We start from the raw sequence: 23,082 nt of genomic DNA, 5'->3' as shown, positions 1-23,082 counted from the left end.
CATATTTATCTTTACCGAAAGCCGTAAAAATTTCCTGTGCCATTGGCCCATAAAAACGCTGTGGGTGAGCGCCCTGTTTTTTGTAATTCCATGAACCTAGTCTCAATCCTCTTAGTTTTATTAAAAACGCTTCGCCATCGGCCAATACAATTCTTTCTTTACGAGTCGAGTCGCTGATAGCACTCCAGGCACTTTCGCCACCCCACATCTGTGCGCCTGTGCGGTCGGTATCGCCACTGGTCATGAGGTAATACCCATTGCTGAATCGGCTTACAAACTGGTCTGGTGTACCAATAGTGGTTGTACCTTTGTTGAGTGGGTCAGAATCTCCAATCAGAAAGGCGCCTTTCTGATTACTCGTATTTACTTTACTTCCTAAAGCCGTAGAATAATCACCACTGGCAGTGGTTTGATAACCCATTGCCGAAGCAGCAAGCCCGGAGGCAGTGGTGGAGTATCCCATAGCGGTAGAAGCAAAAGCACTGGCTGTTGTAAAATAACCCGATGCTATTGAACTAGGCCCGCTTGCTTTTGTACTATTTCCTACGGCAAATGCTGCAACATTGCTCGCTTCTGTCGCGAATCCGAAAGCCACAGTGGCATAATCTGTTGCTTTATTTAATGCCCCTGCTGATACACTATAATAACCACTGGCCTGGTTATCAATACCCGTAGCAAAAGAAAAGAGGCCGATATTAGCAGCCGACCAGGTAGCTCCGTTAGTATCAGTAACTGTACCTGCTCTGAAAGCCGACCTATCGGGTATCCACATCAGCCGGGTGCCTGCTCCTTCTACCGGAGCAGTGGGCGGATTGGTAGTATTACTCGCATATAAATCTAATCCGACAGGATTACTTGACCAGAAACCACCCGTATTCGTATTTTTGATTTCGTTACCTGCCCCACCCGACAACTGCCAATAAGTAGCTTTAGGTAGCTCAAGCCATGTGTCTGATTGCCGATACCAGTAAGATTGTGTATTGGTATCAAAAATAAGTGTACCGTTGGCAGGGCTATTAAGCGCCGTACGCTGAGCGGTTGTCATTTGTGGTAGAACTAAGCCCGGCAATACAGTTGTGCTCTGGGCAGATACCTTCTGGCAAATAGTAAAGATAAGGGTGAGGATAAAAATTCGTTTCATGTGCTTTTTAGTGAGTCAGTAAAATTCTTCTTTCATTAAAGAACAACAATAATACAGAAGAGTTTTTAACTAAACAACTTGTAATCACTACATTTATCGGTCGGCTCGGGCAGTCTGTACAGATTGTTTCTTATCCTGTAAAATGGCCTCCAGATTTTCCAGCCGGGCATCCAGTTTCTGAATTATCGCTTTCAATTGCTCATTCTCCTGTTTCAAATCCTGTGTCCGTTTCTCCAAAGCCTGTGCAAAAATGAATGCCAAGCCGTCCATATTCAGGGTGCTTACGGTTGTGTCATTACCTATAGTACCATATTTATCTTTACCGAAAGCCGTAAAAATTTCCTGTGCCATTGGCCCATAAAAACGCTCAGGCGTAACACCCTGGTTTTTATAATTCCATGAGCCTAATCTCAGATTCCGCAGTTTCAATAAAAACGCCTCACCATCGGCCAACACGATTTTTTCCTTACGGGTCGAGTCACTGATGGCATTCCAGGCACTTTGCCCATGACCCATATAAACACCAGTACGGGTAGCCATATCATTCCCGCTGGTCATAAAATAATATCCATTATTAAACCGGGCAATAAACTCATGGTTATAACCACTAAAAGTTGTCCCCTGGCCAGCCGGATCAGAATCTCCAATGATTAAAGCACCTCTTTTTCCATTTGTATTCACATAAGATCCCAATGCCATTGAGTAATCTCCGCTGGCTACCGCACCAAACCCTAATGCCGTAGAAATGCTCCCGCTCGCCAAAGTCCCCTGCCCAAATGCCGTAGAAGCCAGGCCACTGGCCGTTGCGTGGTCGCCCGATGCGGTAGAATAATGCCCGCTGGCTGATACAACGTTTCCTAAGGCAGTAGAACCAAACCCACCTGCGGTTGAGTTATATCCTGAGGCCGTAGAGGCATCTCCAGCGGCTATTGAGCCATTCCCTGATGCGGTAGAGCCACTTCCATTGGCTACCGTAGTGGTGCCCAATGCGGTTGAATAAGTCCCGTTTGCAGTAGTGTTATTGCCTGCTGCCGTAGAATAATCACCTATCGCTTTTGAATTGCGGCCTAACGCCGTAGAATACTCTCCGCTGGCTTCTGTATTATATCCTAAGGCTACCGAATAATCTCCTATCGCATTTGAGCCGACTCCTATGGCTGTTGCATAATCACCTGTTACCCCAACTGCATACCCCATGGCAATAGAGTTAAGCCCACGTGCCAATGAAACCGTTCCGATAGAAATAGAATAATGGCCTGTTGCCTCTGCGGCATATCCCATAGCTAAAGCATATTTTCCACTTGCCAGCACATCAAAACCAGAGGCAAAAGAAAATAAACCCACACTATTGGCCGACCACCTTATGGCATTACCACTGCTGACTGTTCCCACCCTGAAAGCCGATCTGTTGGGTATCCACATCAGCCGTGTTCCAGCACCAGTTACCGGAACCGTAGGTGGATTAGAAGTATCATCTGAAGAGGTGCTGAGCCCTGTCGGATTAGCAGACCAGAATCCGCCCGAATTGGTATTTTTGATTTCATTTCCTCCCAAACCTGTCAACTGCCAGTAATTGGCGGTGCTTCCACCCTTAGGCAATTCAACCCAGGCCCCCGATTGCCTGAACCAATAGCTCTGTGTGCCCGTATCAAACACCAGTGTACCATTATTGGGTGAAGCATAGGCTGCCCTTTGGGCACTGGTCATGAGCGGGATAACCGCCCCCGGTGTAATGGAAGTGCTTTGTGCCTGCACCCTGTTTACACTTATCACTAACAAGATGATTATCAGTAGTTTATTCATAATTGATTGATTTTATGCTGATGAATCAAATATATCATTTACAGAACAGCATACCAGCGATTTCTTTCTGAGTGGTCATTTCCTTACCATAATATCAACAATAAAAATAACTTACCCCAAAACCTTTCACATATCACTACATAAGCAGTAATTTTACACAACAGTGCTTAACTAATTATAAAAAAAACATGCGTGCCATTGTATTGACAGTCGCTTTCATTTTTTCGCTGACAGCTGTTTTCGGACAGGCAGAAAATGCGAAACTCAAAATCTCTCACCTTTCAGGAGATTTCTACATCTACACCACCTACAATACCTATCAGGATAGTCAGGTTCCTGCCAGCGGAATGTATCTGGTCACGAATAAGGGCGTGGTGCTCTTTGATACACCCTGGGATACGACCCAGTTTCAGCCATTACTGAATAGCATACAATTAAGACACCATAAAAAAGTAGACTTATGTATTGCCACACATTTTCATAGCGATAGAACCGAAGGGCTGGAATATTATGCAAAACAGGGCATAAAAACTTATACTACTGTACTGACAGACCAATTGAGCAAAAAGAATAATAAGAAAAGAGCAGCGTTTTTAATGACAAAAGATACGGTCTTCCATGCCGGACCATATGCTTTTGAAGTCTATTATCCCGGCGAGGGACATACAGCAGACAATATCGTGGTCTGGTTTAAGAAAGAAAAAATCCTCTACGCTGGTTGCCTCGTCAAAGGACTTGATGACGATACCCTGGGCTATTTAGGCGATGCCAACGAAAACGAATATGCCACCACCATCAGAAAGGTTCAGAAAAAATGCCCGCAACCCAAATACGTAATCATCACCCATAGCGACGGCACAACCCCAAAATCAGTAGCACATACGCTGATGATGGCCGAGAAATTGAAGAAGAATAAGCATTAGTTCGGCTAAGGTGTTTAGTTCCGAAATGAGGCACGTATTCATCAATTATTCAATATATTTTTACTATTGTTCGAAAAACATTTTTTTCCGTATATTGGTTATACAGGTTATGTCAACCATATAAAATTCAATGCATAACAGACCAGTCATACTCATAGAAGACGACGTTGATGATAAAGATTTCTTGCAGGATGCTTTCACTGCCTTAGAAGTAACGCACCCGCTTGTCTGGTTCAACGAATGCGAGGCTGCCAGAGACTATCTTTTCAGTACCAACGAGATACCTTTCCTGATTCTCTGCGACATCAATCTGCCCCGACAAACGGGCATAGAGCTCAAAAGAGAAATAGAAGGCAACGAACGATTAAGAAAACGAAGCATTCCCTTCGTATTCTATACCACATCTGACCAGGCCGAACTGGTGAACGAAGCCTATCTGCAATTAAATGTGCAGGGCTACGTGCAGAAGAGTACCGATTTTGCAGTCATGAAGAAAAACATCCGAACCATTCTCGACTATTGGTTACTCTGCAAACATTCAAATAAAGCATAATTCCCACCGTGGCACGAGTATACTCGTCCGTAAAAGGCCCGGACGTCGCACGGGTGCCACGGTTAAGCACTCCAAGATCTGTCAAATATTCCGTAATCGTCCAAAAAAAGCCAGATATGGCACGGTTAAGCATGCCAGAACCTCACCAATATCAACCTATCTCAACAAAGAAAACTGACAAACCCTCCGCAATTCACCCTCCACTTTTTTAGCTGATTTATACTCCGACACTACCAATTGATACCGTTTTTTCTCATGAAAATAATGCGCCTGACGTATATCATTTAAATCAAACAGCTTAAATGAGTCAAAACCCGACTTTTGAAACCCGCTCAAAAGCGCTTGATATTGTTTTCTATCAGCAATAGTAAACTTCATAGAAAACCTGTTTTGACTGGTATTATCAAAAAATACCTCAAGTGTCTCAACTGTGTCGCTGGCTATACTCGTCCGAATACGCGCCGGACGTTGCACGGGTGGCACGGTTAAGCGCTCCTTAATCTCTCCTACTTCACCCCTCAAATACTGATAATAAGCAGAACCCAATGTATCTTTATTTACCCTGAACAAAGCAAAACCTTTCTCTACGGCAACAGCATTAAAACAATCAGCGTTTTCACATGCTGCAAGACGCATAAATTCTCCAACAGAGATAACCTGCGCATACAATCCACTGGAATAAACAAGGCACACCAACAAAAAAACGATTATTCTTTTCATCTCACTTGCTTAATTCACTATCACTAAAATCTTTCTTAAGCATTACTTGAGGTGGATCCAGCCGATTATAAACCAATAAAATTTCGTCTCCGATTTTATACTTTTTATAACTTCCCCTCGAAATGTGCTCAACATGAGTATAAACCTCTTTATTTGCAGAATATTCAATATAAATCCTTTTACGGTCTTTATCCACAATTATCCCAATAGCATACGCCGGATTCTTTAATATTTCAGCCCTTTCATAAGCATCATATCTCCTGAATAAATAGAGAACTCCACCGAATATTAAACAAAATACCGGAACAAGAATTAAAAACCCAATCACCTTTTCCCTGTTTGTCGGAGGCTTATTCAGCCTATAATAATTCAATGGTTCGTCAAAAAGCATTTTCTTTTCGATATAGTTTCTTGTAATTGCCCTCCTACAAATTTATCGAATATCTGCCGGAATAAATCACTTGCCTACATTTAAATGACAAATTTCTATCTTTGTTTTAACTGAATATACAAGTATCGTTAAACACATACCCTTCATTCACACAAAATGATAAAGCTCATTTTTCTGGCACCCATTCTAATCATCGATAGCCTGTTTGGACGCTGGGTTTATACCATCTATTATAGTGATGAATCAAATGATTTCTTTGCTATAGAACTCCTAATTCTTATTGTCTTTTTTATGCTCTACAATGCCTACTACTTTTTCATATTCGACCTTTTCAGAAAAGATATTTTTCATTGGAAAAAGTACTTATTATTTATTGGGCTGTCCATCCTTCCATTTATTCTTATTCTATTACTGATATATTGGAACAGGCCTTAATCACAAATAAAAAGCAGACATTTACGTCTGCTTTAAACAAATGCCATTGGTTCAAATCACAAAGTATAGGTAATTTTTATGCCTTTGATACCCATATTATTCGACCATGTACTGTTTGCTCCTTCTGTGGTTTGTACTGAAATTCGGATGGAATAAATGTAAATTTCATTATCAATATAGCTCTTTAAAAATTCTACAGGAAAAACCTGACTTTTAATTGCCGTGTTACTCTCCGAAATTTGAGAAGTAAAGTCATAGACAATTTCAGAACTGAACGAAGCATTATAGCCGCTTTTATTGGCAAAAACTGAGAATCTTTTCGTATTATCCATATTGAGATAATATAAGGTTATTTCAGTAATTCTTGCACCCGTAGGCAGATTGAAGTTGGCAATAAGTCTATCTGTTGAACCCGCCGACATATAGCCTATACCATTGAGATTTTCGGCCACAAAAGTGCCACTATTATTGTTGAGTGCTTTAAAAGAAGCAGAGCCAATTCCTGAATAATAAGTCTTAGGTTCTGCTACCGGGGCTGTGGTAGTCAGCATTCCACTGGCATCGGCATATACACTTCTTGTACCAGTTCCGGCAAGCCCTGAAACCGTTGCATTACCCGCTCCATTTACCCAGAAGCGCCAGCCATTGCCAACCCAGATACCCGTCTCAGTATCGCTTTTGTTGCCGTAAAAGGCACCGTCGGCATCAGTTAATCCATTCGTACTATTGCTCATCCAGATACCTGCTGTAACGCCATTATGCCGGATTCTGACTCTGCCATTCACATCTAATAATTGATTCGGACTCGTTAAACCAATCCCCACTAATCCGGTATTGGTTATTGAAAATCTCTCAAGGAGTGAATTATTAGCACCTGTAAAAAAGCCTAAACGTGCCGAGGTATTATCTATACCAATTGTTCTGAGGATTCCGGTATAATAATCACCTGTTTTAAAATAAACAGAGTTATTCACATTCGAGGCTAATGCATTCGTATTATTAAAAACAGCTATATCAGCAGTAGCACCTTGAACCCTGACCGGTACCAATTCCAGTGCAGAGCCATTATGATAAAGAATACGATTAGAACTTTGATAAATCCCGAAAGAGCTCGATCCGGAGAATCCTGTGTTACTATTGTAATACCTGATTAAATACTCATCATTAAAACTTATTTCATTGGTCGACGGGTTACCAAAACCACCAGCGCTTTGCAGACTAATAAGCGTATTGCCACTAATATTTGAGCCTAAGCCACCTACTGATTGCCCCGTTAAACTTAGTTTGGCAGTTCCGGCGGTTTTAACAATACTCAAGTGCGAAGGGTCTGTCGGTGAAATAGTTATTGATTGCCCAAGGCTTATATGTACAACGAAAAGCAAAAGAATAAAGATTTTTCTCATGATTTGAAAAAAAGGTTTGATTGGTTTAAATAACAGGGTGTATTCAACTAATAAATATAAAACATTGGATACCCTCATGCAATTGAAGCTCCCGAAATGGCAAAAAGAGCGCCAATTATTTATTAAATGGTAAAATACCCTTGGTTTGTAGCTGAAAAAACAAAAGCCCGATTGTGCTTTCACAACCAGACTTTCTGTTATTTACTTCTTATAAACTATCTGATTATCTTTTCCCCCCTTTCACCAACCTCTTCAATTCCTCCATTTCAGCTTTCAACGTATCAATCGCTTTTACCTGCTCTTTCAGGCTATTGATTTCTCTCTGTTGCTTCACAATAATCGTTTGCTGTTCCTGAATCGCCTTGATGGCCAGCACGCCAATCCTTGAATAATCCATGCTATAATATTGTTCGCCCCGCTCATCTTTATTACTATAAACAATTTCCGGAAAATACTGCATCGTTTGTTGCGCCATCAGACCCACTTCCGTTTTATCCGAATTCAATAGCTGATAAGCCTTTACATCAATTTTCATGATATTTTTCAGCGTACCCGCATAATTGCTGATATTCTTTTTCAGACGTACATCTGATGTAGCCGTATAAGCACCAGTAGAAGCATTAAATGAGCCTCGCTTCTCATTCTTGGCATATAAAAACAAAGCTCCGTCAATACCATTCGTATGCAATGTCCAGGCATAGTAGTTCTCATTTGTATTCATTATTCTCAAGCCGGTCATACCAAAAGTCCCTGCTGCATGCCTCACTTCAAGTTCGACATTAGGCTCTGCCGTATAGCTACCCAGATAACCATTGGTTTTCTGCACAACCAGACCTGCTCCATTCCCATTAGTATTCACTTTTCTGAAAAATGCTCCCGGCCCTGACCCGAATAGGGTAGCGTCTATTCCCGCACCATTTCCCTGGGTAGATATTTCAACAACAGCATAACCGTTATCAGGATTTAGTATCTGAAATCTCCCGGCAACATTCCCGTTGGATATGCTATAAAGCCCCAGCCCGCTTACGCCATTAGCCGAAATAGCCGTACCGCTGGTTGTTGTCCCATATACGCCCGTACCATACGGCGACTCCCCTTTCACCCCAATACCACTCGAAACATGCGAGCCATACACCCCCGCACCATTCTGACTAAAACTACTACTATGCCCCCACACGCCTTTAGAATTTGCCCCACCCACATAATTAGTGATAGTCCCTTTCAGGGCATAGGCATCTTCCTCATTAGAATGGTTAAAGAAATCAGAAGATTGTGGAAGCACAGTAGCAGATTGTGCATAAGTAAAATGAATTGAGCCTGTAATCAGACCCAGCATCAGAAGTTGTTTTTTCATAAAAAATAAATTGTTAGATTGTTTGATTATAAATAAAGATGGTTCCGGCTGGCCGGTTTTATAGCTTCACAGCGGTTTATGATGAACTGGTGATATGCGAAATGGAAGCAGCAATAAATAGCAGAAGCAGGTGTTTTTTCATGGTCATAACAGGCTAGTAATTAACTAGTCAAATATAACTAATTTCCAAAGATTTTTGACCAGAAAAATAAACTTATTTATACAACCCCGGCACACCCATAAAAACGGAGGTCAGCAACAAAACATTATGGCTTTCACAAAGCCATTCAATACACTGATAATCAAAATATTAACAAACAAAACCAGAAAAACTTCGCTCAAAAAGATCAGGCTCTCAGCCTCATGCTGCAAGGGGATTTATTTTTCAAAAATCAGGTTATTGGCAAATGGTATTCAAGACTCCATTCAACTTCTGTTTTTCATGCTCTGGCATATCCAATGATTCTATTTTCTTGGTAAGGGGACGCCCAGTCTAGGCCAAATCACGATAATATCCAACAAATATTAAACCATATAATAAATTGGCTTTGTGTAATTCAGCAATTTTATGAATCTTTGTCTGGCTACCATCATTTACTTATCCAGAAACCTGTTGTATGAAAAAGATTTTATGTTTTTTGCTTGTGCTATCCGTTTCTTCCGCTTCATTTGCTCAGTGTAAATTCATGACTACTAAAAGCGTGGTCGATAAAACAACAACCATCAAAAATCTGGAAATAAAGAAGAGTATACATGAATTTTTTGCAATTATGAGTGTAAAAGATACGGTCTATATGCTGAAAACTGCGTTTCTCATTAATTATCCCAAAAAAGCATCTTTAGAAAGCCTTGAACTAAAGCTATTAGCGAAAGACGAAGAGCTCAGACAGTTTACCTGCAAGATAAACCAGGAAAATACTTTTGGCCTTTTGATTGAATGCCCGATTAATAAACAGGATTTCCCGTTTTTAACAAAGCCTATGAGTTATGTTAAGCTAGGTGACGATAATAGATTTGAGTATTCACTAGAAAAAAAATCTAATTGGAGCGACTGGTACGATGGCATACAAAACTCTGCCAATTGCATAGCAACTGAGTTGAAATTACCGCATTAAGTCTGGCGGTTTCGGCAGAGTCTCCCGTGTGCGTGAGCCTATACCAGGCAAGGGGACTCTGCCGCTAGGGCCTATATTTTACGAAAGCGCCCCACCAATACTACCCAAAACTGCATTTGAGGTTTCGGCAGAGTCTCCCGTGTGCGCTAGCCTATACCTATCAAGGGGACTCTGCCGCAAGGGTCTTTGAGGAGGTAAAAATCGTCTATTTCGAGGAGGGTCAGTGACAGCTCTTGCCAAACTAAGCTAAGGCAGTTACCTCGCCTAATTCTTTTGCTGTTTATACTTGAAACTCTGCAAAAACAACATTTACACCAAAATATCAGGGAACTCTTCTTTAACTAAATCTTCAACTGTTTTCATTCCTGTTTTGCTTTTCATTTTTTCTAATAGCGCAAGAGTTTCTCTATACTCCATTGCCTCTGGTAGTAATGTAAATTCTGCATCAAACCCTAGTTCTTTAATTTTAGCCTCAATTTCCTCAAGTGTTACCCTAAAAAATTCCCTCCTATAATTAAGCATATTTACTTTTTTCTCAGAAAAAGCCTTATGTAGTTCATATTCTAAAGTTCTTGCTTCATCAGAATATATCATTGCATGTACATCAAATAAGAAAGGAACTGAGGCATCTCCTAATTCTCTAACTCTATCCATTGGCTCTAGTCTTCTTGTCATTCCGATTTTATATACACTCTCTCCAAAAGAACCAATATTGGAGATTATATAAACATACCCTCTTTTTGTTTGCTGAGCCATTGAAATTGCTCTTTCTTTTTTCTCTTGAGCCTCAAAAAGTTCTGATTCGAGTTTATCAATTTTTTCTTGTAGCTGCCTTTGTTTGTCTCCGGTAACTAACATGATTTCCTGATATGCCTTATGTAGCGCTTTTTGATAGTTAGCTTCAGCTTTTTCTGCCTCTTTTTGTGCTTGCTCAAATTCTCTTCTCGCTTTTTCTTCTTCTCTTAGCTCTTCTTGGATAGCACGCATTTCTTCTTTTTCTTTTTGCCTTTTAAGATGATATTCATGTTCCAAAACAAGTTCTTTTTCTTTTAAGGCTAAATATTTTTTATTTATATGTACATGAGTTGATTCACCTAACTTATTAATAGCATCGAAAGACTTTTGTGTTCTTTGTTTCATTTGCTCAATGTTGTTCCATTTTACTTTAGAAACAAAAGAATCACATTCGCCATTGAAAGCCCTAAGCATCAATTTTTTATATCTATTGACCATTGCAACCCCTTTAGCTTTACTATTTTCGACTGTCCAGCTTGTAGTGCATATGGCAGCAGTATCCTCCTTAATGAGCTGCTTTTGTTGTTCAATAATTTTAGCTTGTTCAATTCTATAATCTTCTGATTTTTCAAAATCGTATTCTGGTTGATAAAGCCCAAATTCAGACATTTCAAGTCTAGATTCATAAAGACTTATTTCTTTCTTAAGTTTTGCATAAATATCTCTAAAACTTTTATAATCAACATTTAAGGTATTTATTTCTGATTGTACAGAATCAAACTCTTTCTTTTTGTTAGAAACCTCATCCTCTATACTTATCAGATTGCTATACCGTTCTAATTTCTTCTTAAGTTCAGAGATTTCAGCAAGTTCTTTACGTTTTAAAAAATCAAGCAGCGCCATAATAATATATTCAAGTTAACAATTCTTAAAAATAATATCCAGTCCTGAAATAGGTTTGTATAAACCTATTTCAGGACTGGATAAATAAAGAAATTCTTTTGAAAAAAATCAAATAATTCTATTAAACGGTACATTTACCCCCTACAACCCAAAAACCCCCTTAACCTGCTTCAAGGTAATAGCCCCGCCGCCCTTCTTTCCATCTTTATTAACAGGCTTGCCTAAAGCCTCCCGCACCTGGCGCATTTTGATTTTGGCGGTGCGCTCTGAGCATTGAAATAGCTCCTGTACGTCTTTTACTCTTACTACCGAATTTTCTGAAAGTGTCATAAAGTGCATTATCGTGTTGTTATGTGTGGATTGGTGTTGCAAGTTAGTTTCTTACTTTTTATTGCCATAATTTAGCTGTCGCAAAGTTAAAATATCATACTTTCAGCCATGCACACACAACAGCTGCCGACTAAAATGTACACTAAAGCCATCAGCGCATCCGTCGATTTCGGAGAGGCCGATAAGACCGTCAAGGTGGTTTTCAGTACCCTCGATATGATTGATTTCGACAACGAAGTCATCCTCAGCGGGGCCTATACCAAGACCATCGCCGAGAACGGCCCAAAAAGCCGTAGCTCAAAAATATACCACCTCAAAGACCATATCTGGCGCACCGACAGCATTGTCGGTAAGCTACAGGATTTATATGTAGAAGGCTCTCAGCTCATCGGCATCACTCGTTTCGATGAGTCAGACCCTATCGAGATGCTCAATTATTCCAAATACAAACGCGGCTATTTCAATCAGCATAGCGTGGGTATAATCCCCATCAAATTTCAAGATTTCGACACCCATCGCGAAATCTCGGAAGTAAAGCTATTAGAGGGTTCGGTGGTACTTTGGGGCGCCAATCCCGAAACCCCGACCCTCGCCGTAAAAACGGCTGCCGTACAAACCGCCTATCAGGAGAATCCGCAGCTATTATACAATGAGATAATAGCCGACCTCTCGGCACTCAGATACAACCTCAGAAAAAATCTGTCGGAGCAGGATTTGCTGTTTACCACACAAAACCTCGAAGACAAAATCAGTCAGTTCAAAACCCTGCACACCAACACTCAGCCGGGCGCTCCCGCACCCACTAAGCCGTTATCTGTCAGGCAGGAAATTGATGCGTTTTTATTTGATAATTAATAGGTTATTTGGTTTCTGGGAATAAATATTGTTTCAAAATTTGCCTATACCTGCAATAATTTGGCTAAAGCCAATAGGACGTCAACAATTTATCAAACCTCCAGCTAAAGCAGGAGGCAATTGACAAAATAAACCATTCAATAGACCCCATTTTAAATCCGCAATGGAATTGGGGGGTAACAAGTAAAGAAAATCCTATTGGCTTTAGCCAAATATTACTATCAATTCTGGCATTTTTTAATATGCAATTATTCCCTGAATCCAAATTAACCAATACAACACACAACACTCAAATGGCTCAACTTTCAGAAGCAGCAGTAAAAGAAATTGGCGGATTAATTGACGAACGACTACGGGGTATCTCTTTAGACCCCGCCACCGCCACCAAAAAAGAGATAGCCGAGCAACGTCAGCTCATTGAAATGCTATCGGCACAGAACGACGATTTATCAGCAAAAATCAACGGCCAGACACAGACCAAAGCCAGCAATTATGTATCGCTGGAAGATGCACTCTGGAGCGCCGCCAAAGCCAAAAAGACCGAAATCGAGGCAATTGTGAAAGCAAACGGCCGCCAGACAGAGCCTTTGGTTTTTCAGGTAGGCACTAAAGCCGCAGTTGATCTGACAACAGCCAACACCATTGGCGCAGGTGCTACCCAATATTCACTCGTGCAGAATACCGGACAAATCTCCAAAATCCGTCAGCGTGAAGAGCGTTACCTGAGCGTAGCCGCTCCCGGTACCATCGGTGCCCCTCGCGCCTTATGGGTAGAAGAAACCGACGAACAAGGAGTGCCGGTATTCATTGCCGAGGGTGAAACCAAAACCAGAGTATCGGTCAAATACGTAGAGAAAATCGCCGAAGTACGCAAAATTGCGGTTTATGGCAAAGTAACTACCGAAATGCTGGCCGATTTACCACAGCTAATCTCCTACATTCAGAACAACATGGCCAAGCGTCTATCTGTAAAAACAGAAGACCAGTTGATTGACGGAGATGGCGCCGATGATAACCTATACGGCCTGACACACTATGCCACTCCTTTCAGCGCCGGAGACCTGGCCGCACAAATCCCGATGGCTAATGAGCTGGATGTTATCAGAGCAATCGCCTTGCAGGTAGAGCTGGCCTATGGTATCGGCAATGCCCTATTCGTAAACTCGGCGGACTGGGCAAAAATCCAGCTAATCAAAGATACCGACGGACACCCGATCTGGAAAGAATACGAAGTAGCCGGCACAGGCCGCGTAGTGATCAGTGGTCTGGAGATTATCCCAACCACAGCCATTGCCTCTGGTGAATTCGTAGGTGGCGATATGTCGGTAGTGAATGTACTCTACCGCGAGGGCTTAACGGTACAGATTGGTTTGTCGGGCGATGACTTCATCAACAACAAAAAAACCATTCTGGTCGAGCAACGTTTAGTGCAGTTCGTTAGCGGCAATGATACGCAGGTTTTAGTAAAAGGAAGTTTCGCGGCAGCGGTTGCGGCGCTGAATAAGGTAGGGTAACGAAACCCCACCCTAGCCCTCCCCAACTGTGGGGAGGGAACAAAAAACATAATACCTCCTCTTAAGATATTCTTTCCAATCTTGGAATTTATATAACCCCCTCCCCACAGTTGGGGAGGGTCGGGGCGACCGTCGCACGGTGGGGTTTAACACAAAAACAAACAATGAAAAAACTACTCACAACCATAATATTTCTGGTGATTTCGATAGGTGTGATGGCACAGGCAAAACTAAAGCCCACACCAGCCACGGGCTTGCTGACCAATGCTTCTTATGCTTATGCCAGTGTCTATGCACCTATCAAATCAACCAGTTTTAGCCCTACGGCCGTCACGATTCAGTTGAATCTGGCTAAAGGTACAGGCACTCCCGCCGGATATGCCAGTATCCACGGCAGTGTAGATGGGATCACCTACGAAAAAATAGGTACCGATAGCGTAGCCATCAGCAATACCACCACCCAGCTAAAAATCTGGAAACTGACCAGCCACACCTATCCCTATTATCGTGTCAGGCTGATAGGCTCCGGCACACAATCAACGGCATTTAATGCCTGGATTCATGTGAATTAGAAGAACCCCTCCCTAACCCTCCCCAACAGTGGGGAGGGGACAAAATCCAAAAATGTGGCGAAGAGTAAAAGTCCCTCTCCCCACTGTTGGGGAGCGGCCGCCGCTGCGGAGGGATTTAGGGAGAGGGGTCGTAGCGTAGGGAAATTTTAAATACCAAACAAAAACAATGAAATCTGAAATCACTGAAAGAATCACCCGAGGCATGTCGGTACAACTCACCGATGCCGATAGCTTTGAAGAGCCTGTAAGCCTTTCAGAAATCAAACGATTTATCAGCATGGATGCCAGCCTTGGCGTGCATGACGATACACTGAATGCCTTAAATACCGCCTGCAGAAGGCTGGTTGAAGATAAACTGGGTATATCACTGATACCGCGGTCGGTTGTAGTCTCCTGGAGAGAGTTCTACGATTTCTCAAAGCTCCCCTACCTGCCTGTGCAAGCGGCAGGTGCTATCAGCGTAACCGATTTATCGGATACCGAAATAGCCGCCGAAACCTATTCATGGGAAGGCGTGGGGGGCTTTTTTACAATCGTGGGAGATTTTGCAGAAGGCGTAAAAATCAGCTATCAGGCCGGAGGACAAGACATTGACCCAATCCACCAACAAATGATTAAAAGCATGGTGCATGAAGTATTCGTCAATAAAACACCCATGCAAAAAGCATTAGCCATGCACGTAAACGCATTACCTATATGAATGCTGAAACACTCATTGAAACCACCAGCCGCACCGGCCAAAAGCAAGCCGCCGGCACAAAGGTGAAACTCTCAGCCGAGGTATTGAAAAGCTATGTTGAGCGAGGCATCGTAAAAGAACTCAAAGGCAAGCCTCGCACCAAACAACTGAAAATGGAGGGTGTACAAACCAAAACACTTGTATAATTATGGCAGGTTTAGCATTCACCGAAGAAATACGGTTTTATACGGCAACGGTATCGACCGATAATCAGGGCGGTAAAACCCGCACAGGCGAAACCCTGATTTTAAGCACATTGGCTGATATTCAGGAGAAGACCCTGCCCAGAACAAACACCGACGGGCAGCTCACTTTCAACCAGATGCTGACAGCCGAAATATGGAAAAATCCCGCTTTTACCCCAACCGAAACCACACAGGTAGAATGGCAGAACAAGCGGTATACCATACAGACTATTGCCGAAAACGATACCCATACCAAGCAGGTATTGACTTTGGTAGCGAGAGTGTAGGGCTCAAATAAATGGCGAATTAGTGAATCCTACATTAGCGAATAACTCTTTGCCATATAGTACTTAAAGGTTCACGATATAATACAATTATTCAATACATAGTGGGCTGATTGCCAATTTACAATTCGCTAATTCGCCATTCACTAATTCGTAATTAAAAATGAAAGACGCTACTAATTATATTCTCAGCGAGTTTTTCAGCGTGCTCAACGGTGCTATCAGCTATGAAGGCACGCCTGTAAACGTATTTGCATTGGAGCAGGATGAGGCAGATACCGATACCCTTTTCGTCAGGTTATACGCGGCTAATACGACTGAGTTTAATACCAAAACCAATTTTGGCAGCAAGGTTTATATCAATCTTGAGATAGTCAACCGGCTGACAGGTGGTGAGCGCACTGAGCATAAAATAAATGATGTTGCGGATTCTATTGGCCGGTTGATTCTACCATCACCTTCTACAACCTCGTTGTCTGGCAATACTGATTTTCAGTTAGTTAATGTAAAGTCCGGTGGGCCATCCACCCATTTTAACGAGAGAAGCAACACCGACTTAATTGTCCGTAAAATTATCACATTTGAAGTAATCGTAAACCAATTATAATATGTCACAACTCATAGGTCAAAAGTACAGATTGGAAATCAACACTGGCACATCCGGCTCACCAGCCTGGAAAAAATTCAAACACGAAATCAGCTTTGATATCTCCCATTCGTCAGAAAAGGTAGAGACCTCAAGCAAAGACACAGGCAAGCATAAAGATTATATCAAAACTTTGCTTGATACGACTGTCAACTGCACAGCCAGAGAAGATACTGCGCCGGGCTCAGGCTATGTTTCTTATACCGATGTATATGGCTACTGGCTCAACACACAGGCCGATGCCAACGGTGGCAAATACGGCATGCGTATATTCACTGACGAAGAAGGCGGCTACACGCTTGCATTCGATGCATTCTTTGAGAGCATCGGCAACAAGTACGAAAACAACGGTATAGTAGAGTATACTTTCACTTTACAGGTTGTTACCTTACCTGAATTGACGCCTGTGGCGTAGAAAAATTGAGTGATTGTGTGATTTGTGATTGAGTGATTATGATATAAACTCAGATTATATAATTTACTGCATAAGGGTTCAATCACTCATTCACAAATCACGATTAATTATTCACTCAATCACTCATTCACTAAATCAATAAATCACTAAATTCCCAAAAGTATGATCATCGAACTAAAACACGGAGAACTTCAATGCAAGCTGCAGGTCTGTAACGAATCGCTGGAGCTGGCTATCCCCAAATTTGAATCTGATACCGAAACCGAAATCAGTGCTTTGTTCAGTGGCGTAGGCAGTTTTGCCGTCTTTGCCCGTTATTACGCCTATTTCTCTTATAAAATCTATTGCCAGCGCAATCCGGGTGCGCAGACACAGAAATATACCATTGGTCAATTCATGGAGCTGATTACCAAAGACGGCGTATTGACCGAAGAATCAAACATTGCCGAAGCCTATGAAAAGATGGGACAGACGATTGTAGACAGAGTTGAAAAAAAAATGAAACAGATCAAAGAGAATCCACAAATGCTGGAAGCTATGAGCGGCCCGGCCGAGACGAACTAGAGGAATTCTTTTGTGGTGAAATCGGCTTATCGCCCGATGTATTCTGGTATGAAATGACCAGGCGACAGGCCATGAATATCCGCCGGGGATACATCAGAAGAATCGATAGTGAATTCGAGCGAAATATCTGGACAATGCGGGAGATGTATGCCCTGGTTTACAACATCGTTGCCCGAAACCGTATTACTCCACAGCAGGCTTTTCCTTTAAGTTTTGATAAAAAACCGGAAACCAGAAATATGCCGTTAGCTGAGTTCGCTAAAGTTTTACAAGCAAATTTTAAAGCACGTACCGATGAATGACCAGAATAAAAACTCAGTAACAGATATTGCGGCTATTGAGCAAGATGCTAGTAAAAAAATACAGGATGGCGTTGATAAAGTAAATAAAGCACTCGAAGATTTTAAAAAACTGCTTGACTCATTCAGCACTGCGTTTATTTCTTTCGGAAACGAAGCTGTTAAATATGCTAACGAATTGAATGGGGCTTTAGGAAATGTAAATAATACCTTTGGCGAAAGCAGCGAGATTGTAAAAAACTTTGCTAAGTACTCCCTCAATTCATTTGGCATGGCCGAGACCTCTGCCTTAAAAATGGTTTCGAGCTTTGGTAATATGGGTTTAATGATGGGGCTAAACCAGAAAGAAGCTGCCAATATGGGTGCGAGTCTAACGGCACTTTCCGCAGACCTGGCTTCCTATAAAAACGTAGAAGTAGACGTGGCCGGCTCGGCACTGAAAGATATTTTTACAGGCGATGCGGATGCACTAAAAGAATTAGGCATTGCCATGACCGATGCCAATCTGCAGGATTTTGCAGAAAAATCAGGCTTTCAGGAGACTTATGCACATATGGAAGAGGCAGAAAAAGCTGCTTTACGTTATGGATTCGTGTTGAATGCAACTGCTGGTGCGCAGGGAGATTTTGCTAAAAACGGTGATGATACTGCCAGCCAGATGACTATCTTCACCGAGTCGGTTAAAGAACTATACGCTTCTTTCGGAGAGTTACTTCTACCCGTTTTAAACAGTGGGCTCAGTATCCTGAATGATGTTATTCAGTTCTTTAAAGACCTGAGTCCGAGTGTAAAAACAGCTATCCTCGCGGTGGGCGGTGTAGCAGCGTCTATTAGCCCTTTGTTAGCCGGTTTTGATAAATTAAAAACCCTCTTTGAAGGAACTATGGCTGTCTTTGGCAAGTTAGGCGGTGTCTTTCAGAGTGTAGGCAGTACTATCATTTCGGCGCTTAGCGCCACTTTTAGTTTCATTAGAACCGTTGTTGCATCCCTTATAACGACTCTAGGTCCTATTGCAGTCCCTTTGATTGCCGTTGGAGTTGCGGTGGCGGGTGTAGCCATTGCAGTTGCCTACAACTGGGATAAAATCAGTAAAGTACTAAAAGAGACAGGCATATGGGAGACAGTAACCAATATTGCCAAATATGCTTTAGGGCTTATTGTTGAAATATTTGATGCTTTCGGTAATCTTCTCTCAGGCAATTGGTCGGGTTTGTGGGGAAATATTAAAAACATTGTTGCAGGCGGCTGGAATTGGATTATTGATAAAATGGCCAGCGGAATCAAGTCTGTGCTAAAACTTCAAGTCAAAGTTTCTGATGCGCTTGGTCTGGATGGGCTCTCTATGCTTGGTAAAAAGGGCCTTGCGTCAATTGATGAATTTGCCGATGGCTACAAGATAAAATCAGAGGGTTTGGTTAAAACCGGAGAGAAGTTTGCCCAAAAACTGTCAAATCTAAGTTTTGATTTTAGCTTCGGTGGCGGGAAATCTGACAAAAAGATTTCAGGAAAAGATTATGGTCTCGACTGGCAGGGTAAAATAGATAATAATACAGATCCTAAGAAAGGAAAACCGCAAGAAAAACCGAAACCTAAACCTAGGTATCAACCAAAAGTACTTACCAAAGCTTTGGGAGACGTTGATGCCTTACAGCCTAAAAACAGCCTTTTGGGCATGGTGATAGGAAACGAGAACGAGGCGACATCACTGCAAGCAAGAGTAGATGCCCTGAAATCGACATTCAGCGATGTATTCGGAGGGAGTAAAGAAGAATTTGTCAGTATCATGTCTGATGCAGTGAATGGGTATGATTTCGGAGCTAATCTGCAAAAGAAATTCGACGGTATTCAGATAAAAATGCCAACCCATATTCTCTCCAATGCAGAAGAAATCAATCTGGAGATTAGCAATACTTTCGACCGAATCAGAGAAAAATTCGGCGAACAGAGCGATGCTACCTTTAGTCTCTTAGGTGAGCAAATGAAGCAGTCTATTGCCAATGGCATGAAGCCCGAAGAGGCTGGCCAAAGCATTTTCGAAAGTTTTCAGAAGATTGTCGAGAAGATTAAAGCAGTTTTTGGCGAAAACGCCACTATGGCCGATTTCTCGGCCTATGGAGAACAAATCTTACAATCGGTAGTAAATGGGCTAAGTCTTGAAAAAGCATCAGGCGAAGTGCTGGATAAAATCGCAACCATGAGTAAAGCACTTACAGATGCTATTCAGAATTCTCTTAAGGCTGCTGTCAGTGCCGTTGGTGATGTAATTTCAGGTTTATTTGAGCAAGCTGTCGGAGGTAAAAAATTAAATGTCAAAGCTATTGCAGGCGGCCTGCTCTCTACTTTAGGTGGTATTGCAATGGATTTAGGAAAAACCGCACTTTCAGTTGGTTTAGGTATTGAAGCCATCAAAACTTCATTAAAAACATTGAGTGGCGCGGGCGCCATTGCAGCAGGTATAGGTTTATTAGCACTGGGAGGTATTCTTAAAGGTGTTGGGGGCAAACTTTCAGGCTCTGCTTCAATGGGTTCAACAGGTGGGGCTAATGGGAGTGCTTCTTCTCCGGGTTTTAAATATGCCAATGCGCCTTCTTATGCCATGCAAACACAATCATCATCACAATCAAGCAACGAGAGCGTGCTACGCGGGGGCGATGTATTCTGGTCGGGTCAACGATACGAAGTAATCAGAGGATTTTAATTATGGCATATCAATTAAAATATTTCGCAACTGCCTACGGGCAATCGCCCGTTGAATGGAAAGTTGAACTACTCGAAAAAGATTATTCGGGCAGTACAACTGAACTCATCCTGATGGGCAACGGTATCCGTATCGGCCACGACAGGGAAGAAGACAGATATGCTCCTATTTTAAGTCGTTATGCCGAAATGAACCTGAAAGGCACCGATTCTTTTCAGCTGGATGATTTACAATTTGATGACGAGCGGAAATACCAGGTAAAAATCTATAAAGATAATGCCCTGGAATTTACGGGCTGGTTAGTGCCTTTTTATTCGTCGCAAGAATTTGAAGACATCAGCGTCATCATCATCAAGATAATGGCAAAAGACGGCATCAACCGACTGAAAGACCTCAACTTTATTGACTTCCATCCGAATGTAGCCTCAAAAAAACAATCAGTCAGAAGCCTGCTCCAGCAAGCATTAGCCCAAACCGGGCATGATTTGCCCATGCTTGTTTATTATAATAAGTATGATACAGCAATGGACCAGTCATCTGCCAGTTGTCCGTTATCGCAGTTGTATATTGATGTGCGGTCTTTATTAAGTAAAGACAATACCTATATCAATTATTATCAGGTACTTGAAAGGCTTTTAACTGCACATGATTTGAGGCTTTTTCAGTCAGGGGGTCATTGGATTGTTACTTCAGCTATCGAGGCTACTGATGGTTTTTTACAGGGAAGAGGTTTTACGGCCGATGGTACACCCACAGGTTCCACTATTTTCAATACTGAGGTAGTGATACATACCGGTGGCTTAAAGGTACTTAAAGGAGCCATTAACCGCAAAGATATTCCGTATCAGGAATTCTCTTCCTATTATGAAGTGGGTTTACAATCGAACCTGCTACCCAATGGTGATTTTGGTAGTTTTTCAGGTGTGACGACTCCATCTAACTGGACAAAAGTTGGCATATGGGGCATTACAGAAATTCAACAGGATTTTCGTGGCGGTATTATATTTGATAATACATATACCTCAAGCGACGGTCTGGACAGTAAATATCTTGAATCGGAAGCCATTGATATTACAGAATATTCGTCCTTTCAGTTTAAAGCGGAAGTCTCTGCGCAATTAGGTATTGATAAAGTTAAAATTGCTATTATCCTCTATAAATCAACTAATGCATCTATCAGATACTATATTGATACGTATGGGAGCATTAAGAAGACCGAACAGGTTTTATTAATTGATACGGCCTCAGTTGATAAAGCCATTGGCATTGATTGTAAGTTTACTACCAATAGCAATACCAAGTATTTTGATGCGGTCGACAGAATAAAAATCAGGATTTATCCCGGGGTCAAACTAGGTTCCGGTACACCCATTAATAAAAAAGTAAGATACCGCAATTTGCAGTTGTTAGGGTATCGAAGCAATTATGATGAAAACTATACGGGCAGAGAGTATAGATTGGCAAATACCAACTTACCTAATTCAAAAAAAGCACAGAAGAAAACCATTTATTATCAGGATAATATTGGCGCCGTTAGTTTAAGCTTTAAAAATAGCTTCTATGTTGGTGATACCTCTACCCTGACAACGGCCTGGAAAAGAAACTCGGAAACCTTGGCCTATACGCTGGCAGAATCGGTGTTAATAGACCGATTGGCAACAAATAGCCGATTCGGGGATATTTTTGAAGGAAAAGTAAAAGGTTTCATTAGCCTTCTGGATACACCCTTTCTGACCAATCATACCAAACGCTTCATGGTGCTTTTCTGCGAATACAGTTTGCAGACCGATATGACGGAATTGCTATTGACAGAACTGTATGTTGACGAAATAAGCATCAATAGAAAAGTACTCGACCGATTTAAAGACGACAAGACCATTGATGTAAGTAATGGTGAAATTGCCTCCAGCATCAATCTGAATAATGATTTTGATAGCCCTATCACGGCGGGTGGCGGAGGCTCGATTTTCGGCAATATATTTTCAGATGGAGGCATCGATGCCTTACCCGAAGATAGTAATAATCCTCAGGCGCAAAATAAAGGGCTTTTAAAATTAGGTTCTTCTCTGGCTAAAAAACTTCAATTAGGGAATCTGGAAAGCTTAACTGAAGTCATTGGTCGGCTCGGGCTCAAAAACACAAACAATTTCTTAGGCGAATTTCTGATTGGAGATAACACCGAAGACCGTGCTTATAGCTTCCCCGACCGCGACATTGAAGTAAACCAATGGAACGACCTAAGCGACGTACCGGAGAGTTTTCCGCCCGATGCCAGCTATTTCAAAACCGATTATGGGTTGATTGGCACGCGCAATGGGCTCAACACAGTTTTTCAGACCTCCGAGCCATTTATAACAGATACTACCAGAGTATATGTCAATGGTGTCCGGCAATTTAAAGGCATAACAGCCGATTACCAGGAACTGAGCAACCAGTCAATTGAATTGATAGTGGCTCCGGAAGCAGACGATAGATTAATCATAGATTACATAAAATTCACATAAC

23 protein-coding genes are annotated in these 23,082 nt (G+C 41.9%); 15 read left to right on the top strand and 8 right to left on the bottom strand.

The window, feature by feature from the left end:
* A partial coding sequence (locus ACYVFA_RS19135; RefSeq protein ID WP_460473459.1) for a hypothetical protein occupies positions 1-1,141 on the bottom strand: 1,141 nt, incomplete at its 3' end.
* 93 nt (positions 1,142-1,234) lie between these two features.
* The gene (locus ACYVFA_RS19130) at positions 1,235-2,944 is read right to left on the bottom strand and encodes a tail fiber domain-containing protein (protein ID WP_460473458.1); all 1,710 of its coding nucleotides are present in this window, start codon (positions 2,942-2,944) and stop codon (positions 1,235-1,237) included.
* Positions 2,945-3,132: 188 nt separating this feature from the next.
* Here ACYVFA_RS19130 and bla point away from each other — a divergent pair, with 188 nt between their 5' ends.
* Both bla and ACYVFA_RS19120 read left to right on the top strand, forming a co-directional pair.
* Positions 3,133-3,867 carry an MBL fold metallo-hydrolase gene (gene bla, locus ACYVFA_RS19125; RefSeq protein WP_460473457.1) on the top strand — a complete coding sequence of 245 codons (735 nt, stop codon included), beginning with the start codon at positions 3,133-3,135 and terminating at the stop codon, positions 3,865-3,867.
* A 130-nt stretch (positions 3,868-3,997) separates the two neighbouring features.
* Positions 3,998-4,420: a response regulator gene (locus ACYVFA_RS19120; protein WP_460473456.1), complete on the top strand. Its 423-nt coding sequence runs from the start codon at positions 3,998-4,000 to the stop codon at positions 4,418-4,420.
* A 156-nt stretch (positions 4,421-4,576) separates the two neighbouring features.
* On the opposite strand, the gene ACYVFA_RS19115 is transcribed toward ACYVFA_RS19120, so the two are convergent.
* The 4 genes from ACYVFA_RS19115 to ACYVFA_RS19100 form a co-directional block, all read right to left on the bottom strand.
* On the bottom strand, positions 4,577-5,140 hold the full coding sequence (locus tag ACYVFA_RS19115; protein ID WP_460473455.1) for a hypothetical protein: 564 nt from the start codon (positions 5,138-5,140) through the stop codon (positions 4,577-4,579).
* A gap of 1 nt (position 5,141) precedes the next feature.
* Entirely contained in the window at positions 5,142-5,531 is a 390-nt protein-coding gene (locus ACYVFA_RS19110; protein WP_460473454.1) for a hypothetical protein, read from the bottom strand.
* A gap of 491 nt (positions 5,532-6,022) precedes the next feature.
* Positions 6,023-7,369 carry a hypothetical protein gene (locus ACYVFA_RS19105; protein ID WP_460473453.1) on the bottom strand — a complete coding sequence of 449 codons (1,347 nt, stop codon included), beginning with the start codon at positions 7,367-7,369 and terminating at the stop codon, positions 6,023-6,025.
* Between the two features lie 223 nt (positions 7,370-7,592).
* Entirely contained in the window at positions 7,593-8,723 is a 1,131-nt protein-coding gene (locus ACYVFA_RS19100; protein WP_460473452.1) for a tail fiber domain-containing protein, read from the bottom strand.
* Between the two features lie 617 nt (positions 8,724-9,340).
* On the opposite strand from ACYVFA_RS19100, the gene ACYVFA_RS19095 reads away from it, so the two are divergent.
* Positions 9,341-9,838: a hypothetical protein gene (locus ACYVFA_RS19095; protein WP_460473451.1), complete on the top strand. Its 498-nt coding sequence runs from the start codon at positions 9,341-9,343 to the stop codon at positions 9,836-9,838.
* A gap of 309 nt (positions 9,839-10,147) precedes the next feature.
* Here ACYVFA_RS19095 and ACYVFA_RS19090 read toward each other — a convergent pair whose 3' ends face one another.
* Together ACYVFA_RS19090 and ACYVFA_RS19085 are read right to left on the bottom strand one after the other, a co-directional pair.
* Positions 10,148-11,476, bottom strand: coding sequence for a DUF4041 domain-containing protein (locus ACYVFA_RS19090; RefSeq protein ID WP_460473450.1), 1,329 nt, complete (start codon positions 11,474-11,476; stop codon positions 10,148-10,150).
* Between the two features lie 141 nt (positions 11,477-11,617).
* Positions 11,618-11,806 (bottom strand): hypothetical protein, encoded by a 189-nt coding sequence (locus ACYVFA_RS19085; RefSeq protein WP_460473449.1) that lies wholly within the window; start codon positions 11,804-11,806, stop codon positions 11,618-11,620.
* 108 nt (positions 11,807-11,914) lie between these two features.
* On the opposite strand from ACYVFA_RS19085, the gene ACYVFA_RS19080 reads away from it, so the two are divergent.
* The 12 genes from ACYVFA_RS19080 to ACYVFA_RS19025 all read left to right on the top strand — a co-directional run bounded on the left by ACYVFA_RS19080 (position 11,915) and on the right by ACYVFA_RS19025 (position 23,081).
* Entirely contained in the window at positions 11,915-12,661 is a 747-nt protein-coding gene (locus ACYVFA_RS19080; protein ID WP_460473448.1) for an HK97 family phage prohead protease, read from the top strand.
* A 293-nt stretch (positions 12,662-12,954) separates the two neighbouring features.
* Complete coding sequence (locus ACYVFA_RS19075) at positions 12,955-14,175, top strand: phage major capsid protein (RefSeq protein WP_460473447.1); 1,221 nt, start codon at positions 12,955-12,957, stop codon at positions 14,173-14,175.
* A gap of 164 nt (positions 14,176-14,339) precedes the next feature.
* The gene (locus ACYVFA_RS19070; protein WP_460473446.1) at positions 14,340-14,747 is read left to right on the top strand and encodes a hypothetical protein; all 408 of its coding nucleotides are present in this window, start codon (positions 14,340-14,342) and stop codon (positions 14,745-14,747) included.
* A 166-nt stretch (positions 14,748-14,913) separates the two neighbouring features.
* Positions 14,914-15,447 (top strand): hypothetical protein, encoded by a 534-nt coding sequence (locus ACYVFA_RS19065; protein ID WP_460473445.1) that lies wholly within the window; start codon positions 14,914-14,916, stop codon positions 15,445-15,447.
* A complete protein-coding gene (locus ACYVFA_RS19060; RefSeq protein WP_460473444.1) occupies positions 15,444-15,632 on the top strand; it encodes a hypothetical protein in 189 nt (62 codons plus the stop codon). The genes ACYVFA_RS19065 and ACYVFA_RS19060 overlap by 4 nt, the downstream gene beginning before the upstream one ends.
* A 2-nt stretch (positions 15,633-15,634) precedes the next feature.
* Positions 15,635-15,958 (top strand): hypothetical protein, encoded by a 324-nt coding sequence (locus tag ACYVFA_RS19055; protein ID WP_460473443.1) that lies wholly within the window; start codon positions 15,635-15,637, stop codon positions 15,956-15,958.
* 160 nt (positions 15,959-16,118) lie between these two features.
* Positions 16,119-16,562, top strand: coding sequence for a hypothetical protein (locus ACYVFA_RS19050; protein WP_460473442.1), 444 nt, complete (start codon positions 16,119-16,121; stop codon positions 16,560-16,562).
* Position 16,563: 1 nt separating this feature from the next.
* On the top strand, positions 16,564-17,016 hold the full coding sequence (locus ACYVFA_RS19045; RefSeq protein WP_460473441.1) for a phage tail protein: 453 nt from the start codon (positions 16,564-16,566) through the stop codon (positions 17,014-17,016).
* Positions 17,017-17,178: 162 nt separating this feature from the next.
* Positions 17,179-17,580: a hypothetical protein gene (locus ACYVFA_RS19040; protein ID WP_460473440.1), complete on the top strand. Its 402-nt coding sequence runs from the start codon at positions 17,179-17,181 to the stop codon at positions 17,578-17,580.
* 53 nt (positions 17,581-17,633) lie between these two features.
* Positions 17,634-17,882 carry a hypothetical protein gene (locus ACYVFA_RS19035; RefSeq protein ID WP_460473439.1) on the top strand — a complete coding sequence of 83 codons (249 nt, stop codon included), beginning with the start codon at positions 17,634-17,636 and terminating at the stop codon, positions 17,880-17,882.
* Positions 17,875-20,577, top strand: coding sequence for a phage tail tape measure protein (locus ACYVFA_RS19030; RefSeq protein WP_460473438.1), 2,703 nt, complete (start codon positions 17,875-17,877; stop codon positions 20,575-20,577). The genes ACYVFA_RS19035 and ACYVFA_RS19030 overlap by 8 nt, the downstream gene beginning before the upstream one ends.
* A 2-nt stretch (positions 20,578-20,579) precedes the next feature.
* Entirely contained in the window at positions 20,580-23,081 is a 2,502-nt protein-coding gene (locus tag ACYVFA_RS19025) for a hypothetical protein (protein ID WP_460473437.1), read from the top strand.
* The last annotated feature ends 1 nt before the right edge of the window (position 23,082 follow it).

The organism is Emticicia fontis, from assembly GCF_054779675.1.
Note: the sequence above shows the minus strand (reverse complement) of the source record. Positions and strands in the feature narration are given on the sequence as shown.

Bases quoted from the DNA above. Each gene is read 5' to 3' on its own strand.
- ACYVFA_RS19100 (WP_460473452.1), bottom strand. From the start codon at position 8,723: ATGAAAAAACAACTTCTGATGCTGGGTCTGATTACAGGCTCAATTCAT.
- ACYVFA_RS19060 (WP_460473444.1), top strand. From the start codon at position 15,444: ATGAATGCTGAAACACTCATTGAAACCACCAGCCGCACCGGCCAAAAG.
- ACYVFA_RS19055 (WP_460473443.1), top strand. From the start codon at position 15,635: ATGGCAGGTTTAGCATTCACCGAAGAAATACGGTTTTATACGGCAACG.
- ACYVFA_RS19105 (WP_460473453.1), bottom strand. From the start codon at position 7,369: ATGAGAAAAATCTTTATTCTTTTGCTTTTCGTTGTACATATAAGCCTT.
- ACYVFA_RS19025 (WP_460473437.1), top strand. From the start codon at position 20,580: ATGGCATATCAATTAAAATATTTCGCAACTGCCTACGGGCAATCGCCC.
- ACYVFA_RS19045 (WP_460473441.1), top strand. From the start codon at position 16,564: ATGTCACAACTCATAGGTCAAAAGTACAGATTGGAAATCAACACTGGC.
- ACYVFA_RS19070 (WP_460473446.1), top strand. From the start codon at position 14,340: ATGAAAAAACTACTCACAACCATAATATTTCTGGTGATTTCGATAGGT.
- ACYVFA_RS19080 (WP_460473448.1), top strand. From the start codon at position 11,915: ATGCACACACAACAGCTGCCGACTAAAATGTACACTAAAGCCATCAGC.
- ACYVFA_RS19090 (WP_460473450.1), bottom strand. From the start codon at position 11,476: ATGGCGCTGCTTGATTTTTTAAAACGTAAAGAACTTGCTGAAATCTCT.
- ACYVFA_RS19095 (WP_460473451.1), top strand. From the start codon at position 9,341: ATGAAAAAGATTTTATGTTTTTTGCTTGTGCTATCCGTTTCTTCCGCT.
- ACYVFA_RS19130 (WP_460473458.1), bottom strand. From the start codon at position 2,944: ATGAATAAACTACTGATAATCATCTTGTTAGTGATAAGTGTAAACAGG.
- ACYVFA_RS19120 (WP_460473456.1), top strand. From the start codon at position 3,998: ATGCATAACAGACCAGTCATACTCATAGAAGACGACGTTGATGATAAA.
- ACYVFA_RS19065 (WP_460473445.1), top strand. From the start codon at position 14,914: ATGAAATCTGAAATCACTGAAAGAATCACCCGAGGCATGTCGGTACAA.
- ACYVFA_RS19035 (WP_460473439.1), top strand. From the start codon at position 17,634: ATGACCAGGCGACAGGCCATGAATATCCGCCGGGGATACATCAGAAGA.
- ACYVFA_RS19030 (WP_460473438.1), top strand. From the start codon at position 17,875: ATGAATGACCAGAATAAAAACTCAGTAACAGATATTGCGGCTATTGAG.
- ACYVFA_RS19075 (WP_460473447.1), top strand. From the start codon at position 12,955: ATGGCTCAACTTTCAGAAGCAGCAGTAAAAGAAATTGGCGGATTAATT.
- bla (WP_460473457.1), top strand. From the start codon at position 3,133: ATGCGTGCCATTGTATTGACAGTCGCTTTCATTTTTTCGCTGACAGCT.
- ACYVFA_RS19110 (WP_460473454.1), bottom strand. From the start codon at position 5,531: ATGCTTTTTGACGAACCATTGAATTATTATAGGCTGAATAAGCCTCCG.
- ACYVFA_RS19040 (WP_460473440.1), top strand. From the start codon at position 17,179: ATGATCATCGAACTAAAACACGGAGAACTTCAATGCAAGCTGCAGGTC.
- ACYVFA_RS19115 (WP_460473455.1), bottom strand. From the start codon at position 5,140: ATGAAAAGAATAATCGTTTTTTTGTTGGTGTGCCTTGTTTATTCCAGT.
- ACYVFA_RS19085 (WP_460473449.1), bottom strand. From the start codon at position 11,806: ATGACACTTTCAGAAAATTCGGTAGTAAGAGTAAAAGACGTACAGGAG.
- ACYVFA_RS19050 (WP_460473442.1), top strand. From the start codon at position 16,119: ATGAAAGACGCTACTAATTATATTCTCAGCGAGTTTTTCAGCGTGCTC.